The organism is Jannaschia formosa, from assembly GCF_003340555.1.
GTDB lineage: Bacteria > Pseudomonadota > Alphaproteobacteria > Rhodobacterales > Rhodobacteraceae > Jannaschia > Jannaschia formosa.
Genome location: NZ_QPLJ01000005.1, coordinates 225,058 through 236,035, shown reverse-complemented (window position 1 = coordinate 236,035; position 10,978 = coordinate 225,058). Strand labels below are relative to the sequence as shown.

Sequence of the window (10,978 nt, the reverse complement as noted above, 5' to 3'; positions counted from 1 at the left end):
TCAAGCGCCGGATCAAGACCCAGACCGTGCTGCCCGAGGCCGAGACCGCGCCGATGCTGTTCTGGGCGCTGCTGGCATCGGGCCAGATCACAATGCGCAAGGTTGACGGCTGGGAGACGCTCTCAGCCCCCCTGACCGATCAAACGAGTGACCTCGCCGCGTGAAACCGTGACGCTGAAAGCGCCGGAGATCGCGTCGAACCGATTTCCACCACCTTCGAGACAGCACCGACCAGCAGACGTCAGATCGTAGCTTCCGTCACTGTCCGGTTTTCGGGGAGTAGCTCACACTACCGATCGCCACCTACGCGAGGCAGTGCAGCGACGCCGGACGCTTACTCCGGATCACCCCCGCCATTGCGCGGGGGTGTCGGTCTTCAGCCTAAGCGATAGGAAAATCCCGAACCGCCAGGCCTAGTCAGAAGCGTCTTGGATCGTGACGTTTCGTTCGGCGCTGCCTTGGCCGACGGTAACCTGAACTTCGGGCTCGCCGAGCACGTTCACCGAGACTTCCGGCTCCTGCGCTTCGAACGTCACCTCGGGCGCGCCGCGATTGAAGATGATCTCAGGATCTTCCGCCGCCGTGCCTTGGCTGACCATGGCTTCCTGCTGCGTGATCGAAATCTGGGGATCCAGATCGGCAAGCGTGGTGCCCGGAGGAGCGTAACGGCCGTCCTCGAGCTCGACCAGACCGGCCGGCTGCTGACCACCGATCATCACCTCGACGATCGGCTCGGGCATGTTGACGGTCACCGTAGGCTCCGGCATGCGGACCTGGATGTTGGGCTCGATCGCCGACAATTCGACCGCAGAATCGGGCCAGGTGATGATCACCTCCGGCTCGGGCACATTCACCATGATGCGCGGCTGGGGCACTTCGACGTTGACCGAAGGGCGGCCTTGGCGGATGACCACTTGAGGTGCCTGCTCCTCGACCGTGACGCTTTGGCGCGGCATGGACCAAGTTACTTCTGGCGCTCCCGCGACGACCCCAACCTCAGCAGGCGGCTGGTAGACCGCTGCCGCAGCGTCAACCTCGACTTCTTGCTGGACGATCATTCGCTCGCTGACCGAAGCCGTTGCAACGACTTCGAGGGTTTCGGCTGTAACCACGCCCTCACGTTCCCAGGCCGTAAAAATCAGGCCGCACTGGGCCACGTCACCCTCGGCGATGATCGTTTCGATCTCGGCGCGGACCTCGGCGTCGATATCCTCGTTGTTGGTAAGGCGCTCGGCCAAGTTGGCACAGGCTTCGGGGTCGAGGTTGCCGTCGGGCGGAGTGCTGGTCTGAGCATGCGCCGTGCCGATTACCACCGCCGCTGCCGATCCGAGCAGAGCGATGTGCAAGTTTTTTCTGAGCATGATTGGTCTCCCATCAATGGCTGTTGACCTGCTCTGACAACAGGGTAGCTCGCCATCTGTTCCAGCAATACTGACAGTATCGTGGTAAGCGTCTGATAATAATTGATATACTCTGGATCTCTCCGGCCATCCTTCCAACGAGAATGGACAATACAGCAAATGACAGCGCCGCCACGTGATCCGGGCGGTGCGGAGATGGCGGGCGTGAACGGGTGCCGGATAGCGTCGTTCACGAGGATCAAGAAGGAACGAAAGCCGCCATTGTGAGGTTGGGCCAAGATTCACCCCGTGCCGTTACGTCGCGGGGTTGCTTGAAGGGTTTGGAGGCGGCCAGCGGGGTTGCCACGACCAGAGACGAAAGCAGGGTGACCCATGCGAACAAGAGTAATTATAGGCATAATCGTTGCGATCGCCGTCATCATTGGCGGCCTGATCTGGTACAACAACCAGGCGGAACAGGCCCGGCTGGAAGAACAGCAGATCGAACAGGCCGCGATCGAGGCGCGCGAGGCGGAGCAAGCCCGCGTTCGTGAAGAAGAGGAGGCTTTGGAAGCAGAGCGAGAACGCCAAGAAGCGTTGGAAGCCGAAGAGGCCGAGGCCGAAACCGTAGTGGTTGAGCCGGATATGTCGGCGCCCCTGCCCGAAGATGCGGACACAGAAACCGTCGTCATTGGAATCGAAGAAGATCCTGAACGCCAGGAAGCGTTGGAAGCCGAAGAGGCCGAGACCGAAACGGTAGTGGTTGAGCCGGATACGTCGGCCTCCCTGCCCGAAGATGCGGACACAGAAACCGTCGTCATTGGAATCGACGAAGATCCTGTCGCAACGGACGAAGCCGCCGGTGCCGCGGAGACGGATCTGCCTGTTGTGGGTGACGAAGCTGCCGAACCCGAAGGTGCGATTGTGGTGGAACCCGCAGATGACGCGGTAATCATCGATGCCGACGAAACCGCCTCGACCGCTCGCATCGTCGATGAGGCCGAGGCAGCTCCCCCGACCGTGCTCGTCGAACCTGACGCCACAGCCGCCGCTCCGGCCGATACCGCGGTCGTGGGTGCGACATCGACCGCCGATCCGGCTGAACTGCTGACCCCCGAGCGATTTGACCAAGATCAAGTCCTGGCACTGATCAACGAGTCCGACGAGTTGACGGATGATCAGCGCTCGACGCTGAGGGCGCTCGTCTCTGGGACAGCCGACAATCCGGCGACCGTCGACTCGGCGATCGACGCGATCCGCGCAGCGCTGGACCTCCCGCCGATGGAATAGGATCAACGCCCGCGTCGGCCTTCCATCAAGGATGGCCGACGCGCCATCGCACCTCGTATGCGGCGTCCTTCAGATCGCATGAACTCCAGCGAAGGCGAGACTTCCAATGAAAAGGGTTTCGAGGCTCACGAGCGCGATGGCACCGGGACCGACCGCCAGCACCCGCGCGAGCGAGGTTTTCAGCCCGACCGCCGCAATGGCGGTCAGCAGGAACCAGCGCGAAGCCTGCGTCGCGAAGTCTACCAGCAGTGCAGGCACCACATTGAGCGAGTTGAGAAGAGCGGCCAGCCCGAACAAGAGAATGAATGCCGGGAAGACGGGCACCGGGCCGCTTCCGCCGGACGCTTCTGAAACGCGTATTCGAATGACGATCGCTGCGATGAAAACGACTGGGGCAAGCAGGGCGACCCTCAGCAGCTTGACGACGGTCGCAATCTCTCCCGCTTCGTCTGACACGGAAAAACCGGCACCCACGACCTGCGCAACATCGTGGATGGCCGCGCCGATGAAGACACCGCTCTGGTCGGTATCGAGCCCTGCGAGAGTTGCGCCGATCGGATACATCACCATGGCAAGCGTCGACAGAAGCGTCACGACTGCGATCGTGAAGATCAGTCGTTCCTCGGAGCGATCGTCTTTCGGAAGAATGGCAGCGATTGCGATCGCTGCTGATGCGCCGCAAATAGCAACCGACCCCGCCGACAGCAGACCGAACCTCCAGCCATGTCCAAACAGCGGTGCCAGCAACAGGCCAGCCGCAATCGTCGCAGCGACGGAGAGCACCACCAGCAGCAGGACCGGGACACCGAGGTCGAAGAATATCTCCATGCTGACCCGGAAGCCGAGCAGCGCCACCCCCAGGCGAAGAATGGTTCGCGCCGCGATGTCGATGCCCACCACGCAGCGGCCTTCCTCCGAGAGGAAATTCAGCGCGATGCCGAACAGGAGCGCCATGAGCATGGCAGGGGCGCCGTAGTGCTCTGAGACGAACTGCGCAGCGACTGCAACGAGCAGGGCGACCGCGAGCCCGGGGGCCGCTACCCGGCCGGCCTCGACCCATGATTGCGTATCGAACCTCCGAAACATCCCCGACCTTCAGTGGTTGAGGATCTTGGACAGAAAGTCCTTCGCGCGATCGCTCTCGGCAGCACTGAAGAACTCTCCGCTTCGACGGTCTTCAACCATCTTCCCGCCGGCCATGAACACCACGCGATCGGCGACGCGGTGAGCGAAGCCCATCTCGTGCGTCACGACCATCATCGTCATGCCTTCACCTGCGAGTTCGACGCTGATGTCGAGGACCTCCTTGATCATTTCCGGGTCGAGCGCCGAGGTCGGCTCGTCGAACAACATCGCGATCGGGTCCATCGCAAGCGCGCGCGAAATCGCCACCCGCCGCTGCTGCCCCCTGGAGAGGTTGCCCGGGCACTTCTCGATGTGCTCGGCCAAGCCGACCCGTTCGAGCGGTGACTCGGCTTTCGCGACGGCCTCGTCGCGACTGCAGCCCAAGACCTTTCGCTGTATCAAACAAAGGTTCTCCCGCACTGTCATGTGCGGACAGTGCTTGTGTGTTGGAACACCATGCCGACGCGGGATCTGAGCCTGGTGAGGTTCGTCTTCTTGTCCGTCACGATGAAGCCTTCGACCGTGATCTTGTCTTCCTGCACCGGCTCAAGCCCGCTGACGCAATTGACAAAGGTCGATTTGCCCGACCCGGATGGCCCGCAGACCATGACAACTTCGCCCCGCGCGACGCTGGTGGTGCAGTCGTCCAAGACCTCGAAGTCGCCATACCATTTGCTGACATCGCTGATCTCGATCATGTTTTTCGGGCTCCTTAGGGACGTCGGACGACGAGCGAACCCGCGAAGCAGATCACGAAATCGACGAGGGTCGCGAAGTCATACATCTCGATCAGCCGCCCTTCGGTCCGTGCGATGGTCGAGGAGACGGTCATGAAGTCGCGCAAGCTGGCGACGAAGACAAGGCTCGTGTCCTGGAACAGGATGATGCTTTGCGCAACAAGACCTGTTCAACAAACTGAGCCACCTTTCCGGCCTGCGGTCGACGTCAGCCTCAGCGTGCGCTTGCCTTGTCGCTCCGGGCCGGAGGATCGGCGTAGACCGACCAGCCCAGGCCGGCGTCGTTCTTTGGCAACTCTGCCTCCGGCAGGTTGCGCGCCATGTAGGTCTTGGCGATGAAATTCGCGGTGATCGGCGCCGTCAGGAGCAGGAAGAGCGTGATCAGCAATTCATGAAACGACACGGTTCCGGTCTCGGCCGCGAAGAAGATCATGGACGCGATCAGAACCCCGCCCACGCCGAGCGTCGTGGCTTTGGTAGGCGCATGCAGGCGCTGCATGGTCCTTCGCAGCTTGATGAGCCCGTAGGAGCCGACAAATCCGAAGACACCGCTGACGACCAGCGAAAGCGAGATGAGGACTTCTGCAAGGAAACTCATGGCAGACTCCTTATTCGATGATGTCGCCGCGCAGGATGAAGCGGCAATAGGCGACCGTGGAGACGAACCCGACCATCGCGATCAGCATCGCGGCCTCGAAGTAGATCGCCGAGCCGCGCCAGATGCCGTAAAGGACGAGCAGCGCGATCATGTTGATGACCATGGTATCGAGCGCGAGGATGCGATCTGCAGGATCGGGCCCCACAGCGATACGCCACAGGTCCAGCAAGAGGGCGACGCCATAGCAACTCGCCGCAAAGAAAAGTGCGATTTCGATCATGGGAAAATCTCCAGCAGGCGGCTTTCGTAACGGGACCTGATTTCGTCTCGGACGGCGTTCGGATCGTCGGTGTGCAGGCAATGCACGAGGATCGCGCTGGCATCGGCCGCCAGCGTCGCAGACACGGTGCCTGGCGTCATGGTGATCGTGCCCGCGAGCACCGTGATCGCCTCCGGTGACGTGAGCCTGAGCGGAACGGTGATCCAGTGCGATCGGATATCGGGTTCCTTGCGCAGCAGGATGATCATCGCGACCTGGAAATTGGCGACCACGATATCCCACAACACGATCGCGACGTATTCGGCGATCCGCACCGGTCGCGCGAGTCTCGGACGGTTGGGCCAGTAGGGCGCCGTGATCATCGGGATGATGAGCCCCAATGCGAGGCCCAGGATCAAGTTGCCGAGCGTAAACTTGTTGACCAGGCCGATCCAGACGAGAAGCAGCGTCAGGCTTAGCAGAGGGTGCGGAACGAGACGGCGGATCATGACTCAGCCCTCCTCTTCTTCGACGATCTCTTTGGCGGCTTCGAGTGCGTCCTCGACCCGCTCATCCGGCCCGATCACCGCGAATATGTAGCCATCGCGCTCGAATAGCTGGTCGGTGGTGTCCTGCATGTAGGCCGACACCGGACCGGCGAAAGCCGCGAGCAGCGCGAGCATGGCAATGGCGGACATGGAGGGCGCGAGTTCGGCGGCGCTCGCGGGCCGCGGCGCGGGCGAACCCGGCTCCGGCACCGGGAACGCCGTGGATTTCCAGAACAGCGTACTGCCGGCACGGGCAAAGCCGAGGATCGTCACGAGCGAGCCAGCGAGGATCGCCGTCCAGGTCCAGCCGATGGTGCCGGGCGCGCGCATCGCGTCGAGCACCAGGAGCTTGCCAAGAAACCCGCTCAGCGGCGGCATGCCCGCCATGGCGATGGCCGCAGCGAAGAAGAGCGCCGCAAACAGCCCGTTCTGGCCGGTCGCGGGGGCTGGCTCGAGGCTGTCGGCAGATCGTCTCGTGACGACGAGATCCGCGACGAGGAAAAGGCAGGCGGCGGCGAAGGTCGAATGGACGAGATAGTAGAGCCCGGCCGATATCCCCGTGGCTGAGAAGGCGGAGACCGCGACGAGCAGCGTGCCCATGGACCCCAGCACGGAGAACGCGATGAGCGGCATCAGCCTCCTCGCGCCGAGCACGCCGATCGCACCTATGGCGATCGTCACGATGGCGGCGGGGAAAAGCCATGTGCCGGCGAGATCTTCGGTACTGGCCACACCGGGGCCGAAGACGATCGTGTGCACGCGGATGATCGCGTACGCGCCGACCTTCGTCATGATCGCGAAGAGCGCTGCGACCGGCGCGGGCGCGTTGGCATAGGTCGCGGGCAACCAGAACTGCACCGGGAAGAGCGCGGCCTTCACGGCAAAGACGATCATCAGCAGGATGGCCGCAACGCGGACCAGGCCGGCGTCCTCCACCGGGATCTCCGGGATCTTCGCCGCCATGTCGGCGATGTTGAGCGTGCCGACCGAGGCGTAGAGCGTGCCGAGCGCGAAAAGGAAGAGCGTCGAGCCCGCGAGGTTCATCACCACGTACTGCAAGCCTGCCCGGATCCGCTCCTTGCCGCCCGCGTGGATCATGAGCCCGTAGGAGGCGATCAGAAGCACTTCGAAGAAGACGAAGAGGTTGAAGATGTCACCGGTCAGGAACGCCCCGCAGATGCCCATGAGCTGGAAATGGTAGAGCGCATGAAAATGCCGCCCTCGCGCGTCCCAGCCCGTGGCGATGGCGTGGATGAGCACGATCAGCGCGAGCACCGCCGTCAGAAGCACCATGAGCGCCGAGAGTCGGTCGAGGACCAGCACGATGCCGAATGGCGCGGGCCAATTGCCGAGACGGTAGACGTGGGTCGTGCCATCGGCGGCGAGCACGGTGAGGCCCAGTGCCACCCCGAGCAGCAAGACAGCGCCAGCGACGGAAGCGACTCGCGCAAGCACGATGTCATGGCGCATCACGAAGCCGATGATCGGTGCGAGCAGCGCAGGCAGGACGACGGGCAGGATGATCCAGTGCATCATGAGCGCGCATCCTTGGCATCGGCATCTTCGGACGCGGGGTCGATATCGATCCGGTCGCTGCCGGCTTCGAGATACGCCCCGAGGCCGATCATCACCAGAACCGCCGTCATGCCGAAGGAGATCACGATGGCCGTGAGCACCAGCGCCTGCGGCAGCGGATCGGTATAGGTCGCGTCTCCGTATCGCGAGAGGATAGGCGACTGGTCGATGGCAAGCCGACCGCTCGCGAAGAGGAAGACGTTGACCGCATAGGAGAGCATCGCCAACCCCAGGATCACCGCGAACGTCCGGAGCCGGAGCATCAGGTAAACGCCTGCGGCGGTCAGCACGCCGACGGTGCTCGCAACTATGAGTTCCATCTCAACGGTCTCCCTCGGTCTGATCGGCCCGCCCGCTGGGGTCGAAATCCATCGGGTCCGGGTTCACCGTCTCTCCGGCGAAGCTGGCGATGCGGCTCAACGAGTAGAGCATGAGCATCACGGCACCCAGCACCGTCAGGAACACGCCGAGATCGAAAAGCATGGCGGTCGCGAGCTCGAACTCTTCGATGGGCGGGAGATGCACGTAGGTATAGGAGCTTGTGAGGAAAGGCCGACCCGCGAGCCATGATCCCACGCCCGTCAGACCCGCGATCACCACGCCGAGACCGATCATGGTGTGGTACTCGATCCTCTTGCGCTCCTGCGTCCATGCGAAGCCCGAGGCCATGTACTGCATCAAGAGCGCGATCGAGATCACCAACCCCGCCACGAAGCCCCCGCCCGGCTGGTTGTGGCCGCGCAGGAAGATGTAGAGCCCGACGACGACCGCGATGGGCATCAGCACGCGCGTGACAACGACCATCATCAGGGGATGGCGATCGCGCGACCGGTTCTGCGAAAAATCGGTGTTCTTCAGACGACGCCCCGCCGGCCCGTCGAGCAAGGCATGCATCAGCGCGTAGATCACGAACCCGGCGATGCCCAGAACGATGATCTCGCCATACGTGTCGTAGCCGCGGAAATCGACGAGGATCACGTTGACGACGTTGGTACCGCCGCCGCCCTCGTAGCTGTTGGCGACATGGAAGTCCGATATCGTCTCGATGTCTCGCACCAGGAAGGCGTAGGCCAGCGCCGCTACCCCGGCCCCGGCCGCCGCCGCTATCGCCCCGTCCCTGATACGCAATGCTATGGAGCTTTCGGCCGGCGACGACTGAGGCATGTAATGCAGCGCAAGAAGCAGAAGCATGATCGTCACGGTCTCGACCGAGATCTGCGTAAGCGCCAGGTCCGGCGCGGACAGGTAGGCGAAGCCAGCCGAGATCGACAGCCCGATGACGCCCAGAACGGTCAGCGCGAGGAACCGCTTGCGGTGCTGAAGCACCACGAAGCACGTCGCCACAACGAGCATGAGCCATCCCACCGCGATCACCGGCGGCACGGGAAGATGGCCGCGCGTGGGCTCGGACAAGCCAGCGCCGGAGAAGGCGATCCAGCCCAGGACGATCGCAGTCGCGGTAAAGATCGCGAGATAGCGGCTGATCGCCCCGTTATGGCCGATTTCGGTGACGCGGCCGGCAAGCACGACAGCCCCCGCGACGAGTGCGTCGAATATGGCCTTCGCCTCGGGGCGCGGCGCGGCGATCCACGCCCGGTCGAGGACCGGGTGCAGAACGAGCAGACCCGCCCCGCAAAGGATGGCGATCCCGGACATCCAGAGCGCCGGGGTCACGCCGTGCCAGATCTTGAGATGGGGATCGAGATCCGCGCCGGTGACCGCGCTGGCCGCCGCTGACACGATGCCATCGGCGATGAAAGGCGCGATGCCGATCACGACGACGAGCACCGCCAGCAGCGCGGGCGCGGCCCACATGCCGAAGGGCGGATCATGCGGCTTGTGCGGGTAGTCGTCCCGCTCGGGGCCAAGGAAGACGTGAACGATGAACCGGAAGGAATAGGCCACCGACAGAAGCGCGCCCAGCGTCGCCAGCGCGGGAACCACGTAATAGCTATCGAGCCATGTGGTGTGGGAGGCTTCCTCCAGCATCATCTCCTTCGACAGGAATCCGTTGAACAGCGGGATGCCAGCCATCGACAGCGCCGCGACGGTCCCGATGACGAAGGTCACGGGCATGAGATGGCGCAAGCCCCCGAGCCGCTTGATGTCCCGCGTATGCGCCTCGTGATCGACGATGCCGGCGGTCATGAAGAGCGCGGCCTTGAAGGTCAGGTGGTTGATGATGTGGAAGACCGCCGCGACCGCTGCTGCCTGCGTCCCAAATCCCAGGAGCATCGTCAGCAGACCCAGATGGCTGACCGTCGAGAAAGCGAGCAGCGCCTTCAGGTCGTCCTTGAAGAGCGCGATCAACGCGCCGAGCACCATCGTGACGAGACCCGTCGTCGCCACGATGTAGAACCAGGCATCGGTGCCGGAGAGCACGGGCCACATCCGGGCCATCAGGAAAACGCCCGCTTTCACCATGGTCGCCGAGTGCAGATAGGCGGAGACCGGCGTCGGTGCGGCCATGGCGTGCGGCAACCAGAAGTGGAACGGAAACTGGGCCGACTTGGTGAAGGCACCGAGCAGGATCAGGATCAGCGCGGGCAGATACCACTCCGAGGCGCGGATCGCATCGCCCGCCCGAAGGATGTCGGTCAGGTTGTAGCTTCCCGCGATGTTCCCGAGGATCAGCATCCCGCCGATCATCGCCAGCCCGCCCCCGCCGGTCACGGCCAAGGCCATTCGGGCGCCCTGCCGCCCCTCCGGAAGATGCTTCCAATACCCGATGAGCAGGAACGACGACAGCGACGTCAGCTCCCAGAAGATCAGCAGAAGAAGGATGTTGTCCGAGATGACGATCCCGAGCATCGCACCCTGAAAGAGCAGCAGATAGGTATAGAACTGCCCCATCGGGTCCTCGCCCGACAGATAGAAGCGCGCATAGAGCGTGATCAGAAGCCCGACGCCGAGGATCATGCCGGCAAAGAGAAGGCCGAGCCCGTCGAGAAAGAACGCCACCGAGAGGCCGAGTTGCGGAAGCCACGCGATCTCGGCCTGGATGACCTCCCCGCGCAGGACGGCCGGTGCCAGGACGATCAGCATCGCGAGGGCGAGCAATGTCGGTACTGCGGTCGAGATCGCACAGACGGTCCGCCCTGCCCGGATCATCAGGCCCGGCACCAGAGCGCCCAGGAAGGGCAGCAGTGCGATGATGATAAGCAGGTGTCCCCCGTGACCCATGATCTCGCTTCGCCTTGGTAAAGTTCGTGCCCTAGCTATCGGTGGTGTCGCTAGGCTACAACACAGCGTTTTGCCACCCGCGTACGGGTGCAGGTGCCCTGCCCCGGCGTAGGCCACGGACGGTCGCGGTTCGAACTGCGTCGACCTCGGCGGAGAGCGTGGCCTCGGGCCTGCAAGCAGTGGGTGTTTCGATCATGCTCCATCGCCCGGAATTTCGATCCGGGCACGGGCAAGTCGTCCGGCGTCGGTGTGACAGGGGACGCGGTCGCGCTTCCCCGTCTTCACAACGGGCACCCTGATTCGTGCCGCGCAGTCCTCGGGGC

9 protein-coding genes and 2 pseudogenes are annotated in these 10,978 nt (G+C 63.4%); 2 read left to right on the top strand and 9 right to left on the bottom strand.

Annotated elements, in window-relative coordinates:
* A pseudogene (locus DR046_RS08295) lies at positions 1-164 on the top strand (IS256 family transposase); the annotation flags it as partial.
* Between the two features lie 249 nt (positions 165-413).
* Here DR046_RS08295 and DR046_RS08290 read toward each other — a convergent pair.
* Positions 414-1,361, bottom strand: a complete 948-nt coding sequence (locus tag DR046_RS08290; protein WP_115381798.1) for a hypothetical protein — start codon at positions 1,359-1,361, stop codon at positions 414-416.
* Between the two features lie 372 nt (positions 1,362-1,733).
* On the opposite strand from DR046_RS08290, the gene DR046_RS08285 reads away from it, so the two are divergent.
* A complete protein-coding gene (locus DR046_RS08285; RefSeq protein WP_115381796.1) occupies positions 1,734-2,630 on the top strand; it encodes a hypothetical protein in 897 nt (298 codons plus the stop codon).
* A 69-nt stretch (positions 2,631-2,699) separates the two neighbouring features.
* Here DR046_RS08285 and DR046_RS08280 read toward each other — a convergent pair whose 3' ends face one another.
* From DR046_RS08280 to DR046_RS08240, 8 genes and pseudogenes are all read right to left on the bottom strand, one after another.
* Complete coding sequence (locus DR046_RS08280; RefSeq protein WP_115381794.1) at positions 2,700-3,716, bottom strand: YeiH family protein; 1,017 nt, start codon at positions 3,714-3,716, stop codon at positions 2,700-2,702.
* Positions 3,717-3,725: 9 nt separating this feature from the next.
* A pseudogene (locus DR046_RS08275) lies at positions 3,726-4,363 on the bottom strand (amino acid ABC transporter ATP-binding protein).
* Positions 4,364-4,706: 343 nt separating this feature from the next.
* A complete protein-coding gene (locus DR046_RS08265) occupies positions 4,707-5,090 on the bottom strand; it encodes a Na+/H+ antiporter subunit G (protein WP_115381792.1) in 384 nt (127 codons plus the stop codon).
* 10 nt (positions 5,091-5,100) lie between these two features.
* The gene (locus DR046_RS08260; RefSeq protein ID WP_115381790.1) at positions 5,101-5,370 is read right to left on the bottom strand and encodes a K+/H+ antiporter subunit F; all 270 of its coding nucleotides are present in this window, start codon (positions 5,368-5,370) and stop codon (positions 5,101-5,103) included.
* The gene (locus tag DR046_RS08255) at positions 5,367-5,858 is read right to left on the bottom strand and encodes a Na+/H+ antiporter subunit E (RefSeq protein ID WP_115381788.1); all 492 of its coding nucleotides are present in this window, start codon (positions 5,856-5,858) and stop codon (positions 5,367-5,369) included. Before DR046_RS08255 ends, DR046_RS08260 begins: the two co-directional genes overlap by 4 nt.
* 3 nt (positions 5,859-5,861) lie before the next feature.
* Positions 5,862-7,433, bottom strand: a complete 1,572-nt coding sequence (locus DR046_RS08250; protein WP_115381786.1) for a monovalent cation/H+ antiporter subunit D — start codon at positions 7,431-7,433, stop codon at positions 5,862-5,864.
* The gene (locus DR046_RS08245; RefSeq protein WP_115381784.1) at positions 7,430-7,792 is read right to left on the bottom strand and encodes a Na+/H+ antiporter subunit C; all 363 of its coding nucleotides are present in this window, start codon (positions 7,790-7,792) and stop codon (positions 7,430-7,432) included. The genes DR046_RS08250 and DR046_RS08245 overlap by 4 nt, the downstream gene beginning before the upstream one ends.
* A gap of 1 nt (position 7,793) precedes the next feature.
* Positions 7,794-10,655: a monovalent cation/H+ antiporter subunit A gene (locus DR046_RS08240; protein WP_115381783.1), complete on the bottom strand. Its 2,862-nt coding sequence runs from the start codon at positions 10,653-10,655 to the stop codon at positions 7,794-7,796.
* Positions 10,656-10,978 lie beyond the last annotated feature (323 nt).